Origin of the sequence: Paenibacillus sp. FSL H7-0350 (genome assembly GCF_038593195.1) — a bacterium.
Lineage (GTDB): Bacteria > Bacillota > Bacilli > Paenibacillales > Paenibacillaceae > Paenibacillus_AQ.
The window spans coordinates 6,720,346-6,739,861 of sequence record NZ_CP151972.1; the positions used below are offsets into that span (position 1 = coordinate 6,720,346).

Annotated in this window: 14 protein-coding genes; 7 read left to right on the top strand and 7 right to left on the bottom strand. The window is 53.3% G+C overall.

Annotation, left to right across the window (positions count from 1 at the left end):
• Positions 1 to 227: 227 nt before the first annotated feature.
• The 4 genes from yhbH to NYE24_RS30115 all read right to left on the bottom strand — a co-directional run bounded on the left by yhbH (position 228) and on the right by NYE24_RS30115 (position 10,783).
• Positions 228 to 1,388: a sporulation protein YhbH gene (gene yhbH, locus NYE24_RS30100; RefSeq protein WP_342477359.1), complete on the bottom strand. Its 1,161-nt coding sequence runs from the start codon at positions 1,386 to 1,388 to the stop codon at positions 228 to 230.
• A gap of 115 nt (positions 1,389 to 1,503) precedes the next feature.
• Entirely contained in the window at positions 1,504 to 3,189 is a 1,686-nt protein-coding gene (locus tag NYE24_RS30105) for a DUF11 domain-containing protein (RefSeq protein WP_342477360.1), read from the bottom strand.
• Positions 3,186 to 9,905 carry a hypothetical protein gene (locus NYE24_RS30110; RefSeq protein ID WP_342477361.1) on the bottom strand — a complete coding sequence of 2,240 codons (6,720 nt, stop codon included), beginning with the start codon at positions 9,903 to 9,905 and terminating at the stop codon, positions 3,186 to 3,188. The genes NYE24_RS30105 and NYE24_RS30110 overlap by 4 nt, the downstream gene beginning before the upstream one ends.
• Before the next feature lie 233 nt (positions 9,906 to 10,138).
• Positions 10,139 to 10,783, bottom strand: a complete 645-nt coding sequence (locus tag NYE24_RS30115; RefSeq protein ID WP_076155084.1) for a methyltransferase domain-containing protein — start codon at positions 10,781 to 10,783, stop codon at positions 10,139 to 10,141.
• A gap of 172 nt (positions 10,784 to 10,955) precedes the next feature.
• Between NYE24_RS30115 and NYE24_RS30120 the strand changes: the two genes are divergently transcribed.
• Both NYE24_RS30120 and NYE24_RS30125 read left to right on the top strand, forming a co-directional pair.
• A complete protein-coding gene (locus NYE24_RS30120) occupies positions 10,956 to 11,384 on the top strand; it encodes a hypothetical protein (protein ID WP_051493281.1) in 429 nt (142 codons plus the stop codon).
• Positions 11,385 to 11,583: 199 nt separating this feature from the next.
• Complete coding sequence (locus NYE24_RS30125; protein ID WP_162174444.1) at positions 11,584 to 13,860, top strand: copper amine oxidase N-terminal domain-containing protein; 2,277 nt, start codon at positions 11,584 to 11,586, stop codon at positions 13,858 to 13,860.
• Positions 13,861 to 13,946: 86 nt separating this feature from the next.
• Here NYE24_RS30125 and NYE24_RS30130 read toward each other — a convergent pair whose 3' ends face one another.
• The gene (locus tag NYE24_RS30130) at positions 13,947 to 14,357 is read right to left on the bottom strand and encodes a hypothetical protein (protein ID WP_036692773.1); all 411 of its coding nucleotides are present in this window, start codon (positions 14,355 to 14,357) and stop codon (positions 13,947 to 13,949) included.
• 167 nt (positions 14,358 to 14,524) lie between these two features.
• Here NYE24_RS30130 and NYE24_RS30135 point away from each other — a divergent pair, with 167 nt between their 5' ends.
• Positions 14,525 to 14,902: a DUF423 domain-containing protein gene (locus NYE24_RS30135; protein WP_036692776.1), complete on the top strand. Its 378-nt coding sequence runs from the start codon at positions 14,525 to 14,527 to the stop codon at positions 14,900 to 14,902.
• Between the two features lie 91 nt (positions 14,903 to 14,993).
• Here NYE24_RS30135 and NYE24_RS30140 read toward each other — a convergent pair whose 3' ends face one another.
• Positions 14,994 to 15,521, bottom strand: coding sequence for a hypothetical protein (locus NYE24_RS30140; protein ID WP_036692779.1), 528 nt, complete (start codon positions 15,519 to 15,521; stop codon positions 14,994 to 14,996).
• 213 nt (positions 15,522 to 15,734) lie between these two features.
• Between NYE24_RS30140 and NYE24_RS30145 the strand changes: the two genes are divergently transcribed.
• Positions 15,735 to 16,037 carry a DUF1805 domain-containing protein gene (locus NYE24_RS30145; protein WP_036692781.1) on the top strand — a complete coding sequence of 101 codons (303 nt, stop codon included), beginning with the start codon at positions 15,735 to 15,737 and terminating at the stop codon, positions 16,035 to 16,037.
• 277 nt (positions 16,038 to 16,314) lie between these two features.
• Positions 16,315 to 16,776 (top strand): Dps family protein, encoded by a 462-nt coding sequence (locus tag NYE24_RS30150; protein WP_036692784.1) that lies wholly within the window; start codon positions 16,315 to 16,317, stop codon positions 16,774 to 16,776.
• 75 nt (positions 16,777 to 16,851) lie between these two features.
• On the opposite strand, the gene NYE24_RS30155 is transcribed toward NYE24_RS30150, so the two are convergent.
• Positions 16,852 to 17,331, bottom strand: coding sequence for a MarR family transcriptional regulator (locus tag NYE24_RS30155; protein ID WP_036692786.1), 480 nt, complete (start codon positions 17,329 to 17,331; stop codon positions 16,852 to 16,854).
• A 188-nt stretch (positions 17,332 to 17,519) separates the two neighbouring features.
• Here NYE24_RS30155 and NYE24_RS30160 point away from each other — a divergent pair, with 188 nt between their 5' ends.
• The gene (locus tag NYE24_RS30160) at positions 17,520 to 18,566 is read left to right on the top strand and encodes a nitroreductase family protein (protein WP_342477362.1); all 1,047 of its coding nucleotides are present in this window, start codon (positions 17,520 to 17,522) and stop codon (positions 18,564 to 18,566) included.
• Between the two features lie 149 nt (positions 18,567 to 18,715).
• Positions 18,716 to 19,498: a Fe-S cluster assembly ATPase SufC gene (gene sufC, locus NYE24_RS30165; protein WP_036692790.1), complete on the top strand. Its 783-nt coding sequence runs from the start codon at positions 18,716 to 18,718 to the stop codon at positions 19,496 to 19,498.
• Positions 19,499 to 19,516 lie beyond the last annotated feature (18 nt).

The following is a 19,516-nucleotide window of genomic DNA, read 5'->3' on the forward strand; positions in this document are numbered from 1 at the left end:
CATCTGACGGTATACCATCTGTCGTTATATCGTCAACCGATATAGTTAGTATATCGGCTGACGATATAATAGTCAACAGACTTATGCGGCGCAAGTTCCAAGCCAGCACAAAAAAACCGCACAAAAACCCCGCACACCGCAAGAAGCGGCAGGGCGGGGCGGGAACTCACAACAAAAATGCGCATAGCCCGGGGTGGCCCGGGCTGACAAGTCTAATGTCAGGCTGCTTAAGCTTCAGTAACCTTTTTGCCGAAAAAAGCCTTCAGCGCCTGATAGACTTCCTTCTTATCCTTAATCACATAATGCATGAACTGCTCCTGCTTCAGGTGGCGGTAGGCGGACATCAGAGTGCTGCTGCGGTTGTACTGGTTCACCTCACCGTAGCCGAACATATTGCTGCGCTTCAGCAGCTCGCCGATCAGCTTGACACAGCGTTCATTGTCGGAGGTCAGGTTGTCGCCATCCGAGAAATGGAAGGGGTAGATGTTGTATTGGGCAGGCGGATAGCGGCTGTCGATAATCTCCAGTGCTTTCTGGTACGCCGAGGAGCAGATCGTCCCCCCGCTCTCGCCCCGGGTGAAGAAGTCATGCTCGCTGACCTCCTTAGCTTCCGTATGATGGGCCAAGAATACGATATCCACCTTCTCATACTGGCGGCGCAGGAAGCGGGTCATCCAGAAGAAGAAGCTGCGGGCGCAGTATTTTTCAAAAGTACCCATCGAGCCCGAGGTGTCCATCATGGCAATAATCACGGCATTCGAGTGAGGGACCGTGATGTCATCCCAGGTCTTGTAACGCAGATCATCGGGGCTGATGCTGTGTATTCCAGGGTTGCCGCTGCTGGCATTGCGCCGCAGATTCTCAAGTAACGTTCGTTTCTTGTCGATGTTCGACATCATGCCCTTTTTGCGGATATCATTGAAGACAATCGATTTGACTTCAATCTCTTCCTTATCCTTCGGCTTCAGATGGGGCAGCTCCATGTCCTGGAACAGAATATCCTCCAGATCCTCGAGATCGACCTCGGCCTCAACGGTATCCGCTCCCGGCTGATCGCCCGCTTTATCCCCTTTGCCCGGCTGGGCCGACTGGGAATCACGCCCGAGGACATCGCCTACCTGGCTCTCGCCGTCTCCCTGTCCGACATGCTTCTGCTTGCGAAAATTATAGATAATCCGGTATTCATCCAGACTGCGGATCGGCACCTTCACAATCTGCTTGCCGCCCGACAAAATAATGTTCTCTTCAGTAACCAGATCGGGCAGATTGCCCTTGATGGCTTCTCTGACCTTTTGCTGGTGACGCTCCTGATCCTGATGGCCTTTGCGGTGAAGGGACCAGTCTTCTTTGGAGACGACAAAAGCGTATGGACCGGACGGCTGGGACAAGGATGACCACCTCCCATGGACTGTATTATTCGGTATTGTCACTAATGAGACTGAGACAAATGCAGCAGGTTGTAACTAAAGTATATTCAGGGAGATGGTGGATATGTGAGCTGTATTATTCACTGATTTCTTCCATCAGCAACTTGTAGGTGTTGGAACGGGCTTCGCCAGAGTACCGTCGTCCATCGATGGTGAACACATACAGGGCAGCCGCAGAGCCTTGAAGATCCTTGCCCATATAATCCGTATTTATTTTGACAAAATAAGTGAGTGTGACCGTCTGCCCGGCTTGCAGCGTTCCCAGAGCAACCGTTCCGCTGTAAGGTGTACCGGGTATTACAGTGGCGCTTATCGTAACGATATCAGGATCAATGACGGTACCCTGCGGTACAATCCGGATCACTGAGACTTCAGCCGGATAATTCCCGCTGTTGGACACTTGAATGTTGAATTCAGCGATGCCTCCAGGCTCAATAACGGGCGGCTCACCCTGAATCTGAATAGAAATGATGGGCGTGAACAGCAACGTGGTCACCGCATTTGAGCGGGAGACCTGCCCGACATTGCGCCCGTCCGGCAGGGAGAATGTATACTGGACCACTCCCTGATTCTGAATAGCCGGAGTCTGGCGGATATCGGTGGCACCCGGAATGGATACGAGAAAATCAACCACAGCAACAGCGCCTGCCCGTAAAGTGCCCAGCGGGATTCTGTCCCCGGGGCGGAGGCCCTTCTGGGGAATCCCGTCCACACGGACGCTGTCCCAGACAAACAGTACGTCTGGCGGAACGGCGTCCGTGAGCAGCGCGTTCACAGCCAGATTGCCGCTGTTATTCACAATGAACTCGTACCGTAAGTTGTCACCGGGCGCTGCGCTGTAGAGATCAACCTTCAGCCTTACCGATAATCCGGGCTGGATGACCGTAATCTGAACCGTATTGCTTGTGGTGGAGGTTCGGTTGTCATTAGCCTGATAAGAGATCTGCGCGTTCGCAAGAATCGCTGATCCTGGAGGATTCAAGGTCACCCGGACACGGTAGGAGACCTCGGAGGCTGCTCCTGCAGGGAGCGAACCCAGTCCGATGCCTGAAGCCGGGTCGGCCTCAGGCTGATAAATCCCGCCAGCGATAACACTTCCGGGAAGGAAGGAGGTGCCTTCCGGAACGGGAAGCGTAGCAATGACTGTGGTCAGCGGCAGGGTGCCTTCATTCCTGAGCTGAAGGGTGTAGGTGACGACATCCCCAATGAAGGTCGTGGGGGTGCTGGCTGAGAGCAGGGAAGACAACTGGTAGGACAGCAGGGAGACACTAACAGGGTTGGAGCGGATCTCCCCGTTCACCGCTCTGCCTTCAGGTGTATTGAAGGAATACGTGCCAACCGCTCTGTTATGCAGCGCGAGTGAAGGCGGAAGCGAGATGACAATGACCTGGAAGGCGATGCTGACCCCCGAATGGGGGGCGAGAATGCCAAGGGGAATGCCGGAAGACGGAGTGATCCCCGGAAGGGGGACACCGTCTCTAAGCACACTATTGGCAACGAACGAGACACCCGGGGGAAGCACATCCGTGATGGTGACAACCGCCCCGGTATTGCCGCTGTTCCTGGCGGTCACTGTATAGACGAGTGTCTCCCCCAGGGAGGCGCTCTGACGGTCTGCTTGCTTTTGCAGCGATAATACCGGACCCACGACAAGCGTATTGACGGTATTGGAATAGGTAACCGAGTCCGTGCCCTCTGCCGAGCTGTATAGAACCATGGACTGATTACTTACGACAGGCTGAAGCCGTGAGCCGTCTGTCATATGACGATGACCTGAACCTGGAAGGTTACCGTTGAGGTTGCTCCCGGTGCGATCGTTCCGATCAGGATACCGGTGCCCGGATTTGCTCCGGGACGCGGAGTGCCGTCTACAGTTACGCTGCCTGCAACGAACTGGCTGCCAGCCGGGATCGGGTCAACGAGGACCACGTTGTTGACGGGAACAATGCCGTTATTGGTTACGGTAATCGTGTAGGTGATGATGTCACCGACAACGGCGTCAACAGCCGGAGTGCTCTTAACTGCGGTTACGTCCGGTGAAGAGACGGGTATGACCAGCGTATTCGATACGGCAGATCCGGAGAGCGAGCGGCCATCCGGCGGCGTGAAGGTAAAGGTTGCGGCGGCCTGGTTCACCAGCTGCTGCGGTGAAGGCAGGGAAGCCAGCGTAACCTGCAGGGTGACGAGCATGGTAACAGTAGCGCCCGCTGGAACTGTACCCAGGTTGATTCCGGTAGTCGGATCAGCGCCGGGAACGGGCTGGCCGTTAACCAGTACGCTGTTCGGAATGAATACAGCTCCTGCAGGGATGGAGTCTGTTAAGGTGACGACAGCCGCAAGATTGCCTGTATTGGTGACGCTGAGTGAATAGGTGACGGTATCTCCCACCGTCGCATTCGTGGTATCGGCAGCCTTCAGAATGCCGATAACCGGCTGGAATACCGGAGTGACCAGCGTATTGGAATAAGAGGCACCCGAGAATGCGCCGGAGGTGAAACTGACGGAAGCCAGATTGCTTAGTGTGGCCGGATTGGGCAGTGTATTGACCAGGATGTTGAAGGTAACCAGAACGGTAGCTCCCGGAGCTATGGTTCCGAGCGAAATCCCGTTTGCCGGATTGCCCCCCGGCAGCGGAGTGCCGTCCACGACTACGCTGCCGGCCACAAAGGAAGAGCCGGCCGGAATGGGATCACTCAGCACGGCATTATTAACCGGTGCAATGCCGTTATTGGTGACTGCAATACTGTACGCAACGGTATCCCCCGGGACTGCATCAATTACAGTAGTGCTCTTGGCTACAAGAACATCCGGCGATGATACCGGAATCAGATTGATGTTCGAGCTGGCGGACTGGTTGAAGACGCGTCCATCCGGCAGCGTATAGTTGAAGGCGAGGATGGCCTGATTGCTAAGCTGCTGGCTGGCCGGCAGCGTGTCGATCACTACGGAGAACACTACGGTCAGCGCTGCGCCGGCTGCAATACTGCCCAGGGTGATTCCGGTAGCAGGATCAGCACCCGGAGAAGGAAAGCCGTTAATCAGCACACTGTTCGGAACCAGAGTTGTACCTGCCGGAATCGTATCGGTCAGCGTGGCTGAGGCCGCATAGTTGCCTGAATTGCTTACATTGACGGTATACACAATGGTGTCGCCTACCGTTGCATTTTGAGCGCTGGAGCTCTTGGCTGCAGCGATGATCGGCTGGAATACCGGAGTGGTCACAATATTGGAGAAGGCCGCACTGGACAGGGCGCCGGAAGTGAAGCTGGCTGAGGACTGATTGTTCAGTAACCCGGAAGGAGGCAGTGCTGTAACCGTCACGTTGAAGGCCACTGTGACGGAAGCCCCGGGAGCGATACTGCCTATGGTCACCCCCGTAGCCGGTGAAGCCGCAGGGCGTGCCACGCCATCCACGAGCACGCTGCCCGGAACGAAGGCGGTCCCGGCAGGCAGAGCATCCGTGAATACCACATTATTGACTGTCGCAATACCGTTGTTGGTTAAGGTTACGGAATACGTGATGGTGTCTCCGATATTGGTTGCGGTGGTTGCCGTAGTTTTGACGACAGCCAGGTTCGGGTTCGAGACCGGCAGGGTCACGGTATTCGTGAGGGAAGAGCCTCCCAGGGTTCTTCCGTCCGGCAAGGTGAAGCTGGAAGCCACGGTTCCCTGGTTGACCAGAACCTGCGGCGATGGCAATGAAGTGATGACCACCGAGAATGTGACAGCTACAGTCGCTCCCGGAGCGATGGTACCTGCGGCGATTCCGGTGGAAGGATCGGCCTGCGGCAGAGGCTGGCCGTTAATCAGAACGCTGTTGGTCACAAAGGTAGTACCGGCCGGAATATTGTCCGTGACCGTCAGGCTGGCTCCATAGTTGCCCGTATTGCTGATGTTGATGGTGTAGGTCACGGTATCCCCGACTGTGGCATTGGTGGTATTTGCAGCTTTGGCTGCTGCGATCTCCGGCTGGAAGACGGGGACCGCCACAGGGTTGGAGAAGGTTGAGCCGGCGAAGACACCTGAGGTATAAGTGACACTCGCCTGATTATCAATGGAGGCATCTGCGGGTACGGAGGCGACGGTGACACTGTAAGAGACAACGGCTGAGGCACCAGAGGCAAGCGTACTGACTGGAATCCCTGATGCCGGATGGGCATTAGGGAAAGGAACCCCGTTCACGGACACGCTGCCGGGCACAAAAGTGGCTCCATCCGGTGTTGGATCGCTGAGGATCACATTGTTTACCGGGTCTGCCCCGTTATTCGTGATATCGACGGAATAGGCAATGGTGTCACCGATTGCTACTGAAGTGGAAGCGGTGCTCTTGACCACCGACAGGTTGGGGGCAGAGACGGCGATGGTTACAGTATTGGAGACGGCGCTGCCGCTGAGCAGCCGGCCGTCAGGCGGTGTGAAGGTATAGGTAGAAGCTGCCTGATTGACCAGCTGCTGCGGGGACGGCAGGGACACGATGAAGACCGTGAAGCTGACCGGTACACTTGCCCCGGGAGCGACAGTTCCGACAGTAATTCCGGTATCCGGTGCAGCCCCCGGCTGAGGAAAACCGCCGACAATGACGCTGTTAGGGTCAAAGGTAGTACCAGCCGGGATATTGTCGGTTAAGGTAACATTGGCGGCCAGGTTACCGGTATTGCTGACCACAACGGTATAAATGACCGTATCGCCAACTGTGGCGTTCAGGTCACTGGCGCTTTTGACAAGCGAGATCTGCGGCTGTGTGACCGGTGTGGTGGTAACATTGGACGATGAAGAGCCGGAGAAGACCCCGGAGGTGAAGCTGACGGTCGACTGGTTATTGACCTGTGAAGGAATCGGCATGGTTATTCTCACCTCGAATGTGACGGCAACGGAGGCTCCAGGCCCCAGGCTGCCGATTGGGATGCCGGCGGACGGAACTGCCAACGGCTGGGAGACGCCGCCGACAATTACGGTTCCGGGAAGGAACGCTGCATTCTCTGGCAAGGGATCGCTGAGAATGATGTTGCTGACAGAGGCAATACTGGTATTCGTCAGCACGGAGGTGAAGGTGAGGATATCACCGGTGACGGCATCAATGGCATTGACGCTTTTGACCACACTGACATTTGGTGCCGAGACGGGTACGGTAAGGGTGTTCGACACGGTGTTACTGCCAAGCTGACGCCCATCCGGCAGGGTGAACGTGTAGGAGGCCGCTGCGGTATTGGGCAGCTGCTGGTTCGGGGGGAGCGCAGTAACCGTAACAAGGAAGCTGACTACGACGCTGTCTCCGGGAGCAAGCGGCCCCACCGGAATGCCCGTTAATGGGCTATACCCAGGCAGCGGCGTCCCGCCTATACTTACGCTGTTGGTCTCGAATACCGTCTGCGGCGGCAGGGCATCAGTCAGATTCAGCATGGCCGCGATATTGCCGGTGTTGCTGGCCAGGATGGAGAAGGAGAGCAGACTGCCTACAGAGGCCTGCGCAGGGCCTACGCTTTTGACAAGTCCAATGACTGGAATGAAGACCGGGGTAGACACTGTATTGGATAGGGCCGTTCCGCTGAATGAGCCGGCCGTAAATGAGGCGCTGGCCCGGTTGCTCAGTTGTGGCGGGCTTGGAATAGAGGTCGCATTAACCTGGAAGACAACGATGCTTGTTGCGCCCGCAGCAAGTGTACCGAGAGCAATCCCGGCATTTGGATTGGCAGAGGGTACGGCCGTCCCGTTCACCGTGACAGTCCCCGCTACAAAGGCACTGCCTGCCGGAGCCGGATCAGATAGCACTACATTGTTAACAGCTACACCGCTGGGGTTGGATACGGAGACGGTGTAAGTAAGATATTCGCCTACAGCCACAGAGGTGAGATTGGCATTTTTGAGAATCGTGATGTTCGGGGCAGAGACTGGAATAGTCACTGTATTAGATACACTTCCGCCGGACAGAGAGCGTCCGCTGGGCAACTGATAGGTGTAACTGCTGCTGCCCTGGTCCGTCAAGGTTGCCGGAGACGGCAGGGATTGAACAGTGGTGAGGAAGGTTACGGTCAAGCCGGCTCCCGGTGCTACGGACCCGAGCGGAATTCCGCTTACGGGAGAATCTGATGGACGGACCACGCCGTTCACTGTGACGCTTCCGGCGACGAAGGCAGACCCGGCAGGAATCGTGTCAGTTAAGGTTACCGTTGCTGCGAGATTGCCGGTATTTTGGACTTGCAGGGTATACAGCACATTTCCCCCAACCGTGGCGCTGCCGGGGCTTGCGCTTTTGGTAATACCGATCACGGGCTGGTATACGGGAGTCAAGGTTGTGTTGGACTGTGTGATGGCGTTGAAGGACCCCGAGCTGTAAGAGGCCGATGACTGGTTAGCGAGCTGGCCGCTTCCCGGCACAGAGTTGACACTCACCTGGAAGGTTACTGTTACGCTGGTCCCTGGCGCAATGGTGCCGACAGATATCCCCGAAGCCGGATCAGCGGCTGGCCGCGCGGTTCCCGCCACCACCACACTTCCAGGCACTAGAGTGCTGCCTGCAGGTATCGGATCAGAGAGCACAACATTCGTGATGGCGACAATTCCGTTATTAGTAACCACAGACGTATATTGCAGGGTATCGCCTATGGCGACATCCGGGAAGCTGGCGCTTTTGACAAGTGCGACATTCGGCAGTCGAACCGGTATGGTGAGCGTATTGGAGGCTGCCGTACCGTTCACGGTCCGCCCGTCCGGAACCAGGAAGGTATAGGCGGCTGTAGCCTGGTCAACGAGCTGCGGAGGAGAGGGCAGGCTGTTCACCAGCACGCGGAACTGGACGGTCGAGCTTCCTCCTGCTGCGATGGTGCCGATGGCGATCCCGGCGGCAGGATTACCCGCCACGGGCGTACCGTTTACCGTGAAGCTTCCCGGAATATAGGAGCTGCCGGCAGGAATGTTATCTGTGAGCGTAGTCGTGGCGCCGATATTGCCGGTATTGGAGATTTGCAGGGTGTAGAGAATCTGGTCTCCGACGGTTGCGTTGGAAGTATTGGCGCTTTTGACAATGCCGAGAACCGGAGAATATACCGGCAGCGATTGTGTATTGGATGGAATAACTCCGCTCACAATCGGGCCTCCGGCCACACTCTGGAAGGTGAAGGCGGCGGTGGCTGTGTTGGGGACGAACTGCGGATTCGGCAAGGAAGTCACCCTGGCTTGATAGGTAACCGTTATAGAAGTGCCAAGGGCCAGTGATCCCAGCGGGATGCCGGAGGTTATATCATAAGTCGGCCTGGAAACACCGGCAACCACCACGCTTCCTGCGACAAAAGTAAGACCTGCCGGTAAAGTATCTGACAATACAACACTGGCTGCACTTGCCGTACCGGTATTGTTGACCGTTACGGTGTAGGTGACCAGATCGCCAACGATGGTACCGGCGACATTTGCGCTTTTGGCCAAGGAGATCTTGGGAGCATTGATGTCAATTTGCAGCCCGTTGGCGTTAACGACATAAGCATCGCCTGAAGTAGTCAAGGTCAGGAGTGCGGAGGACTGGTTATTGACCAGACGCGCGGATACATCCACATTTGTGATATCCCAGCCCTGCCGCCCCCCGACAATGTTGGAGCCCGGACTGCCGTTAGTCTGGTTGCGGGTGCCGAACGTGCCGGTCGTATTCAGATTGCCGGTATCATTGTTAATCTGCGAGGCGAAGAAGTTATTGGCAAAGTTATTAGGCCCGGACAGGGCGACCTGGGTGGCGGAGGTAGGGCCGAAAAGCGCCTGGTCGCCTGATCGGTTGGCATCTCCTTCCTGGGCGCTGAACTGGATACGTCCGCCCAGCGCACCGGTGACTGGTGTGGCGAAGCCGGTAATGGTGGTGACCACCGGCGCCGAGGAGGCTTGGACAAGGACCGCACCTGCACGCAGAGACATGTTGCGGAAGGGCAGCGACGGATTCTGGTAGATGACGGCAAGTGTCCAGCCCGCATGGTTGGCAGTGGAATCACCAGGAATAACAATAGTCCCGACTACACCGCCAGTGACATAGGTTCCGGCACCGGAGGCTTGAATGGTGCTGGTGACATTGGCGGAACGGACATACGCGAGTGCCCCGCCACCCAGATCCACCGAATTGGCTGTGGCTGAATCGGGGGTGACGCTGACCGTGTTCCCGAGCGGTGTAGTAAAGGATACAGGGTTGTTGATTGCCGTAGTGAGATTGACGTTGCCGTTAACATAGGAACCGCCCCAGATCAGCTCGGCATACAGAACCGTGCTTCCGGCAGGGAGTACTAGAACTGCTGCTGAACTGTTGCTCTGATATAAACTGGTAGTGCCGGCAGGGTAAGTGCCGAATACAGAAGCAGTATTGATCGTAGAGAAGCCTCCGATACTGTCCTGTGTACCCGGTACACCGACAACATCAGAGCGGCTAAGTCCAAGTGTGTTGCCTGTAAAAGTGATGGCGCCAGTTGCGTTAACCGTAGACCGAACGACTAGAGGAATAATTTTCACCTCCTTTTGAATAGAAGCTCAGACAGCAAGTGGAAACGGCTTTGCCGTCCTTGTAAAGGACGGTACCGTTTCAGCGAGAAATAGAAGGATAAGTTATCATGTGAAACAAATAAATTCTTCTATTTTCAAAAAAAAAGCAGACCGGCTCCTGCGGGAAGCCGATATGCGATCTTGCTTGTGTTGTATTAGCCTATGTCCAGTTTTGAGCAATCTTGTATGTCCATCCCAAAAGTTTACAACATATATTTCCTGTTCTGCAGCCGAAGCCGGCGTTCTAGCAGCGACTGTGGTTCAGGCAGTACCTTCCGGCTCATCGCCTCCAGTTCCTCATCGGTAATCTCCCGCTTAATGACGGCGAAGTGGTACATAATTTCGTGAATGACATTGGACTGCAGCGTCTTCAGCACCTCCAGCTCCTCCGTATCATACAGATTGTCGTCATAAGGATATTGATAGAACAGCTCCATCCGCAGCAGTCTGAAGTCAAACGGCGGCAGCGGCACAGGATAATCCGGGATCTCCGGGCACAGCGGGCTCTGATGGGGCTGGAAGAAACTTCCGGTGAAATAACGGGGGGTATACTCATCGAACTTTTGCTTAAACATAGGATTGGAGGCATGCGGGAAGCTATGGGCATAGGGTGAGAGAATACACACAACCGCTTGGTGCGTGCTTATTCTATAAATCTCTGACATCGCTGTAAACAGATCGTTCACATAAGGCATGACCCGGCTGGCCATTACGAATTCGGCCGTATTGTCGGGCAGGGGGATTCCTTCGCAAATATCGCAGACGATATCCACCCCGGGGTACTGTGTGCGGTCGATTCCCAGATACCCGGACTCTTTGCCGGGGCCGCAGCCGATATCGATTCTCAAGGATACCACTCCTTCAAATGCTGAATAAGGCTCTTCATCTATTGTATTAGTCCGGCGCTTCTGTGCGTACGGCTGATGCCCAGCCCGTAACGGCAAGTTTACACTACCCGGCTTGCTGGGTAATCTTTAGGTAAGGTAAGCAGCACACAACTAAGCAGAGGAGGCATACATCATGAGACTAGAGCGTACGCTACCCGCTATGACAGCAATCGCTGCATTGATGCTCACCTTGACGGCTTGTGGCGGGAACAGCCCGGCGGAAGCCCCCGGAGAATCGTCCTCAGCAGGCTCTTCGGTCATCCCTGTACAGACGGCGGCGGTACCTCTCGCCAGTCCGGTGCTTAAGTCTAGTCCTTCCGCAGCCGCAGAGTCAGAGAAGATTCAAGGCTCAGGCACTTATGTCGGGCAGATAGATACCCATTCCGTGGAGATTGTGACAGAAGAAGGGCCGACGGCCTTTGAACTCGGTGCAGGTACAGAGGAGGCGCCGGAAGGGCTTGAGATGGATGAACCTGTAGTATTTACTTATGTGGAAAAAATAGTCGGAAAAGATCCTGTCGTGATTCAGCGGGTATTGTCCAGTCTGACCAAAGCGGACTGATTAGGCAGAGTACCCGGAACCAGGACTGCAATGGTGGAATACCTCATAGGTACCCTCCTGTTGCAGTCTTTTTGCTGTCTTTGGAACCGGCTCCAAAAGTTATTTTTTTGTAACCGGATTTGAGAGAAACTTTTTCTGCCCAGCTTGCGTCAAAGAGATAGAAAAATGAGAGATGTTTCCTATCCGGGAGGGTGAGCTTGTGAAAAAGTTATGGATTTCGATTGTAGCAGGATTATTGGTGTTCCCGATGTTGTTTCAGGCCCCTGCCCAGGCAGCAGCCAAACCCATCAGAGTTATTATTGATGGAGTGACCTTGTCCACCGATCAGCCGCCGGTAATGGTGAACGGACGGACCATGGTACCGCTGCGGGCTATCTTTGAAGCCTTCAATGCCGACATCAAGTGGAATCAGAAGACACAGACAGTAACTGCTTCCCAGAATGATACAACGATTGTACTGAAGATTGGCTCCAAGATCGCAACTATCAACAATAAGGCAGTCAGCCTGGATGTGCCGGGCCAGAATCTGAAGGGCCGCACAATGGTGCCTACCCGGTTCGTCAGTGAAGCGCTCGGCCGCGAGGTCGGCTGGAATCCGGCTGCGCAGATTGTAACGATCACCACTCCGGTTCCGGTAGGCGGGAATGCGGCTCCGGTATCGGGGGTAACCGCCCAGGATATCGGCGATTATGGAGACGGCCGGGATCTGCAGGTCAGCTTCAACCGTGCGGCCGACGAATCGCTGGTGGATCAATACCGCGTGCTTGTCGCCAAGACTGGTACTTCACTGAACCTGTCGTCTGCACTGGCAGTAGGTTCCAATAACTACTCCGTTGCTCTGGTAACAGGAGCCAATCCTGTTGTGAAGCTGAACGCTGCCGCCAGAACGATCGATGGTGACCTGATTAAGAATAATCAGGGATATAGCGTATATGTAGTAACAGTCGGCAAAGGCAATAATACCAGTGCCCTCTCCAGTGCATCTGCCGTTATTACATTGCAGAACAAGGCAGTTCCGGCACTGGGCACCGTCCAGGCAACAGATACCAGTGATTACGGGGACGGCCGCGATCTCTCCGTCAGCTTCAATAAGCTGGCCGATGAGAGCAAGATAAGCTCTTACCGGATCTTCGTAGTCAAAGCGTCGAATACCCAGGTGTTTGATCTGGGCAGAGCTAATGCGGTCTCCAGCAGCAATTACACGCAGCTCAACAAGACGGGCAACAATATCAGTATGAACCTAACCTCAGGCTCCAGAGATACAGATGGAGCGTTGATCAAGACGGGTGTCAGCTACCGGATATATGTACTGGCGGTTGACAGCAGCAATGCAGCGAATAATGTGCTGTCACCTGCTTCGACGGCCCTTACACTCGCCAATGCAGGGGTATCCAACCTGAATGTGACCGATGTGAACGATTATAATGACGGGCGGGATTTGAAGGTTACCTTTAACCATGCTTCAGACGAGACCAATATCAGTCAGTACCGCATTCTGGTTGTGCCTGTGAACTATTACAGCAGCTTCAGCTTAAATGATGCAAATAACGTATCCAGTGCCAATTATACGGCGGTAAACACATCAGGAACGTATACCGAACAGATTCTGAGCTCCTCCAGCAGAGATGTGCGCGGATCCCTGATCAGGAATGGAACCAGCTACAAAGTGTATGTGCTCGCGGCAGGTAACTGGAACAATTCGGGCTCGAATGTGCTATCTGCTGCTTCTCCGGCGATTACGCTGGTGAATACCTCCGGCCTCAGTGCCATATCGAATCTAAGTGTGAGTGATGTGAACGATTATGGAGACGGCCGTGATCTGAGAGTATCGTTCAATCATGCCGGAGATGAATCCTACATCAGCCATTACCGGATTCTGGTGGTGCCAACGAACTATTACAACAGCTTCAGCTTGTCGGATGCGAACAATGCGGGGAATTATACTACCGCAGGTACATCCGGGGACAGCACCAATCAGGTGCTTGATGCCTCAGCCAAAGACGTCCGCGGCACGGCCATCAAGCCGGAAATTAGCTACAGAGTATATGTCTTGACTGTCAGAAACGGCAGCTACCAGGGAGCTAACGTATTGTCGGAGGGAACGGCAGCTATTAGCTTATCGGCTAAGCTACCTGTCACCTCCGTGACGAATGTGACCTACGGCATGGATAACGGCAAAGTTGTGGTTAACTTCACCAAATCCTCCCGTGAGTCGAATATCTCCGAATACCGGGTATTCGCCGTCCCTTCCAAGCAGAGCTTCGGCAGTACAGAAGCCCTTGGCGTGCAATCCTCATACTATAGATCAGCAGTCCCTAACGGAAGCAATCTCTCGATAGCGGCTGCAGCGAAAGACATTAACGGTAATCCGATAGTGAAAGGCACCAAATATAAGGTATACGTGCTTGCCGTAGCCAACAGCTCTGGAGTGCAGAATGGCGGACTGTCCGACTCAAGCGAAGAGTTCGAGATCTAAGTGTCCAGCACTGCTATATGGCTTCACAACAAAACACAGCATGTCCCGGTTCGAGGGGATATGCTGTGTTTGCTGTAGAACGGTTATTAGGACGCTCCTGCATTCACCAGAACGACGGATAGCAGAAGCATGAACAGGAGCAGGAAGCCCGCATTGATGATGGTGCCGATGACAGCAAATACCTTGCGCCGTCTGCGCAGAGTCAGACCGATAATTCCGGTAACCGCCCCGATGATATTCACTGCGACAAGGATCAGCATGGTCAGACCCAGATACATGATCGTTTCTGCCGAATCGGCAATCAGTTTATTATGCTCATTCATCAGAGAAGACGCTTGCGCTCCTACATACACTAAGGTAATGGCATAGCAGACCAGTGTGAGCAGAGCAATTACGAACGAAGCGATACCGGGACCGGAGTGCTTAAAGTCGCGTTTGTTCTCCTGGTATACATAATCCGGATTCGTGTCTTGTTCGGGAGGTGAATGATAATCCATGGGCTGCACTCCTTGGGATATAATAGGTTATTACTACCACTTCATCATAACACCGCTCTAAATGCAAGTCTTCAGGGCATATATGCTCTGAATGATGCGGCTGGCAAAAGGCGGAGCAGATACGTTAAGATAGGAGGAGTTCAACTCAGGGAAGGAGTTGTGTATCCATGCAACGAAGATTGATTGGCTGGGGAGCCTTGCTGGGTATGCTGTCTGTTGCCATCGGCGCGTTTGGATCGCATATCCTGAAGCCAAAAATCAGTGAGCACTATCTGCAGGTGTACGAGACGGGTGTCCAGTATCATATGTTCCATGCGCTGGCCTTGATACTTATCGGGCTTACCGCAGGGCAATGGGGCGAAAGTGTCCGTCTGCGCTGGGCAGGGCGGCTGATGGTTGCCGGGGTGATCCTGTTCTCGGGCAGCCTGTACATCCTAAGTATTTCCGGTATCAAAGTTCTCGGAGCGATTACTCCGCTGGGAGGCGTATGCTTCATTGCGGGCTGGCTCTGCTTGGCCTTGGAGGCCTTCTCGCGCAAGAAGTGAAGTACAGCTGGAGCATTTCATTGTATTCGACAATAACTGTAAGACAAAGAAGCACCCGCCCCAGAGAACCTGGAGCAGGTGCTTCTTTGTCTTACAGGAATTCATCGATTTCATTAAGCTTGAAGGTGTAGACCTGCTTCTCGTCCACATGGTATACACTCAGCGAATTCGCCGTTTCGTCAAAGTTCAGAATACGGCAAGGCATGGACACCTGCTTGCCGTGCCGGTTCGCACGCAGCCGGACCAGCTGGTTATTCTGAATGTACTGCCTGATTTTGCCGAATACATCAGCAGGAGTTTCTACCGGTGCTGCCGCCGGCTTCTTGGCTGCTGGCTTCTCCGCAGGCTTGTCTGCCGGAGGGTCTGCCGGCTTCTCCGGCAATTTCACCGGAGCAGGTGTGAAGGCGTCATTCTTCAGAGCCATTTTTGCAGACTTCAACAGATGATCAATGGCTCTTCCAAGCTCCAGCCCGGAGTTGATGTTGAAATCCGTGACTTTGTCGCTGGCATTCAACATTTCAAGCAGGAACTGCAGCGCAAGCGGGTTCGTACGGGCATTAATCAGGATGTCGACATTGAATAGATAATTGCCGTCGGTGTGTTGTAGTTTCTTATCCATTAATCCCCCAGCGTAATCGTTAGTCACGATTTCTTTAATTTAAATTAGTATATAAACTATACCACTAAATAAGCGGAAATTATATACCCTCTTGCATAGAAATAAGGACTTCCGGCCCTTCAATTTCTCTATGAACTAGGACCATCGTCCACACGCGCTCTGAGCCGGAAGCATAACCTACAACGTGAATGTGAAAAGAAGGAGGTGCTGCAAATGGTAACGTTAGAGCCTATGATGGTGGGCAACCATGTCCTGGTAGGTGTTGAGGTGAAGCTGCCCAAAACTACGCTGCTCAGCATCAGTACAGACAAAGGATATATCATGTGCGGGGCGCTGGATATAGGACTGCTGAACGAGGTGCTGAGCGACCGGCAGATTATTGCGGCAAGGGCTGTCGGGGTGCGCACGCTTCCTCAGCTGTTGGCCGCGCCGCTGGAGTCTGTAACCATAGAAGCAGAGAAGCTGGGAATTGTTCCAGGCATGTCCGGTGCAGAGGCCTTGCTGCTAATGATGTAAGGCGCATAGCGATGTGCAGTCAGCCAAGGGACTTCCCAGTCCTTTGGCTGACTTTATTCTGTCTTTGAACCGTATTATTTAGCATAACCAGCGACTGCTTGGTTCATCCTACGGGGTAGGACAGAAACTTGCATCTGGCGGCGGGGATGAGGGCATGTCCGGGTTCAAGCTTGTTTCGCCCTCCAGGCAGAAGGGTAAATGAAGAATAGACAACTGCAAGGCCGGATAATGGACAAGCAGCCGGCTAAATTAAAGTGGATAAGGAAGGGATCATCTCATGGCTAAAGCATCAAATAAAGTGAACACTGCTTCATTGGAACAGGTACTGAACCGTCAGGTTGCCAACTTGAACGTATTGTATGTGAAAGTTCATAACTATCACTGGTATGTGAAGGGTGAGCAGTTCTTCGCCTTGCATGTGAAGTTCGAAGAGCTGTACGATGATATTACACTCAAAATGGATGAGGTGGCTGAGCGCCTGCTGAGCATCAAAGGCAGCCCTGCAGCAACTATGAAAGAATATCTGGAACTGGCTACCATTCAGGAAGCCACAGGCAAAGAAGATGCCCGCGGTATGGTTCAGGCGCTGATCGAAGATTTCGCTACAGTGGCTGAAGAACTGACAGAAGGCATTGAGCTGGCAGAAGAAATCAGCGACCAGCCGACAGCAGACCTGTTCATCAAGATCCGCACGGATCTGGAGAAGAACCAGTGGATGCTGCGCGCTTTCCTGGGCTGATTGCCAGGCAGGCGTCCAGAATGAAGAAGACGAAGGCAAGCCTCCCGCGGGAGGCTTATTTTTTTGATAGTGTGGTTATTTTGGACTATGATCAATTATTGTTTGGACGAATTTCAGGGAAGCCTGCAGCTCCGGCTCGGTGAAGGAGTTCATGCTCTCGAGAAATTTCTGTTCAAGGTGCTCATGCATCTTGGCGTGGATGTCAAAGAGCTGTCTGCCTTTAGGGGAAAGGCTGAAGTATACCTCTTTCTTGTTGTCGTTCATCCGGCTTCGCTTGATGCAGCCATCCTGCAGGAGCTTGGTGCTGATTTTGGTGATGCTCGCCTTGGACAGCTTCATTTTGTCCGCGATTGCAGTGCTGTTAATCGGTTCGTTATTGCCGATACAATCGAGGACATGAATGCTGGTTAGACTGGTTGATGAGAACGTAATCCCGTGCTCCTGCAGGAGTTCAGCCAAAGTATTCTCTTCAGCGGCAATATATTCCTCTGATAAATGGGATAAATGGATAAAACGGTCATACAACAGGCGCTTAAGTCCTTCGGCTGGATACATGGGGCCAGGCCACTCCTTCTTGTAACTTGTATTTACTAAATCTATTCTAATTCATTATTATTCACTAGTAAACTAATTATTTAACGGATTTATCGTTTAAAATAATGGATTGACATTCCCCATATTTAAAAATATAGTTTACTGGTAAATTAATTTCATGCCAAAGCTATATTTGGGGAGGAATGAGAGTGAAGAATGTATCCGGAACCATAAGAGAACGGCGGACGATTAGGAGATTCAGCGATATGCCAGTTGAGCAGGGAACTATTGTATCTGTGCTGAATGAAGCCGCCGGTCTATACGAGGCCGAGGGAACACCTCACTGGCGCTGTCTTTATGCCGGAACCCCCGAGTCCCGGGATGAACTGGCAGAATGTATGATCGCGAAGGTTAAGGGAAGCACTCTTGCCAAGCTCCTTCCTTCCAAAATGACCGTTCTTCTGAAGAAGCAAATAATGAATACGCCGGCCCACATCCTCTTCATTGCTGAAGCCGCTGAAACGCAGCAGCAGCGGGATGTGAATTATGCCGCGGTCTGCAGCATCATGCAGAACGTTCAGCTGCTGGGCTGGGAGCAGGGACTTGGTATGCTGTGGTACACAGATCCCATAATTCTCAGCGAGTCTTTATATAAAAAAATTGGTTTGCGTGAGGGAGAACGGTTTGCCGGAATTCTGGAAATCGGCTATTTTGACAAGGCACCGAAGGGGCGGAAAAGAACGCCGGCTGAGCGAAGCTGGACTATCATTGGTGAGGAGGGCAGCTTGCTTGCAGATTCCACTCTGCCTGCTCCACAAAGCGTACAGAAGCTGCTGAACGAAGCGGTCTGGGCACCGAATGACGGCCTGAGGGAACCGTGGAGGTTCGTCTACGTAACCGGCGGCGAGGTTGCCCGTCAACTCAGCTCTGCAGAGGAGCAAGCCCTGCTGCCGTTGCTGCTGGTTGTAGCCACAGAAGAAGCCGATCCTCATAAGCAGCAGGAGGATTATGCCGCAGTCTGCTGTCTCGTTCAGAATTTTCAGCTTCTGGCCAAATCTGAAGCGTGGCGGGTACGCCGCCACATTCCGGAATGGGTGTATGAACGGGAACGGTGTAAGGCACTTGGACTTCGCCCGCTGGAGCGGATCGTTGCTGTGCTGGAACTGGGCGGGGACAAAAGCGGCCCAGAATCCAGAACTTTGCCTCCAGAAGTAAGAATAGAGCTGAATTCATTTGTAAAAACCGGACCTTTGTAATAAAATTAGTGAGAATCATTGATAATCATCCTGATTCACTTTATAATAATTACAATGTGATAAAAAATCTAAATGCTTGTAATCAGGGTTAACCTGTGACAATACAACTTTCTGATTTCGCAAATCGATCAATGGAGGGAATAATTATTATGGCAGCAGAATTTGTCATTGAGGGACTGAAAGCGACGATTGAAGGAAAAGAAATTCTGAAGGGAATCAATCTTCAGATGAAGGGCGGAGAAATTCACGCCGTGATGGGACCGAACGGTACGGGTAAAAGTACGCTGGCTTCGGCGCTGATGGGACACCCTAAGTATGAAGTCACAGAAGGCACCGCTGTACTTGAAGGGGAAGACCTCCTGGAGATGGCAGTGGACGAACGTGCCCGTGCCGGATTATTCCTCGGGATGCAATATCCGAGTGAAATCAGCGGAGTGACCAACTCCGACTTCCTGCGCAGTGCGATTAACTCCCGCCGTGAAGAGGGCAGTGAGATCTCTCTAATCCGTTTCATCCGGCTGATGGAAGCCAAGATGAAGGAGCTGGATATGAATCCTGAGTTCCTGCACCGTTACCTGAACGAGGGCTTCTCCGGCGGGGAGAAGAAGCGTAACGAGATTCTGCAGATGATGATGCTGGACCCCAAGATCGTCATCCTTGACGAAATTGACTCCGGCCTGGATATAGATGCACTCAAAATAGTTGCTGACGGTGTGAACTCTATGCGCAGTCCGGAACGCGCATTCCTGGTTATTACCCACTATCAGCGTTTGCTTAATTACATCAAGCCTGACTATGTGCATGTCATGATGCAGGGACGGATTGTCAAATCCGGCGGTCCTGAGCTGGCACAGAGACTGGAAGCAGAAGGTTATGAATGGATCAAGGAAGAGCTCGGCATCGAAGACGAAACTGTAGGACAAGAAGCTTAGAAACGCTGGAAGGAGGAA

What these genes read in the sequence shown, in the direction of transcription:
- NYE24_RS30105 (WP_342477360.1), bottom strand. Translation starts at nt 3,189, where the DNA reads ATGACAGACGGCTCACGGCTTCAGCCTGTCGTAAGTAATCAGTCCATG.
- NYE24_RS30120 (WP_051493281.1), top strand. Translation starts at nt 10,956, where the DNA reads ATGAGACTAGAGCGTACGCTACCCGCTATGACAGCAATCGCTGCATTG.
- NYE24_RS30130 (WP_036692773.1), bottom strand. Translation starts at nt 14,357, where the DNA reads ATGGATTATCATTCACCTCCCGAACAAGACACGAATCCGGATTATGTA.
- NYE24_RS30135 (WP_036692776.1), top strand. Translation starts at nt 14,525, where the DNA reads ATGCAACGAAGATTGATTGGCTGGGGAGCCTTGCTGGGTATGCTGTCT.
- NYE24_RS30140 (WP_036692779.1), bottom strand. Translation starts at nt 15,521, where the DNA reads ATGGATAAGAAACTACAACACACCGACGGCAATTATCTATTCAATGTC.
- NYE24_RS30145 (WP_036692781.1), top strand. Translation starts at nt 15,735, where the DNA reads ATGGTAACGTTAGAGCCTATGATGGTGGGCAACCATGTCCTGGTAGGT.
- NYE24_RS30150 (WP_036692784.1), top strand. Translation starts at nt 16,315, where the DNA reads ATGGCTAAAGCATCAAATAAAGTGAACACTGCTTCATTGGAACAGGTA.
- NYE24_RS30155 (WP_036692786.1), bottom strand. Translation starts at nt 17,331, where the DNA reads ATGTATCCAGCCGAAGGACTTAAGCGCCTGTTGTATGACCGTTTTATC.
- sufC (WP_036692790.1), top strand. Translation starts at nt 18,716, where the DNA reads ATGGCAGCAGAATTTGTCATTGAGGGACTGAAAGCGACGATTGAAGGA.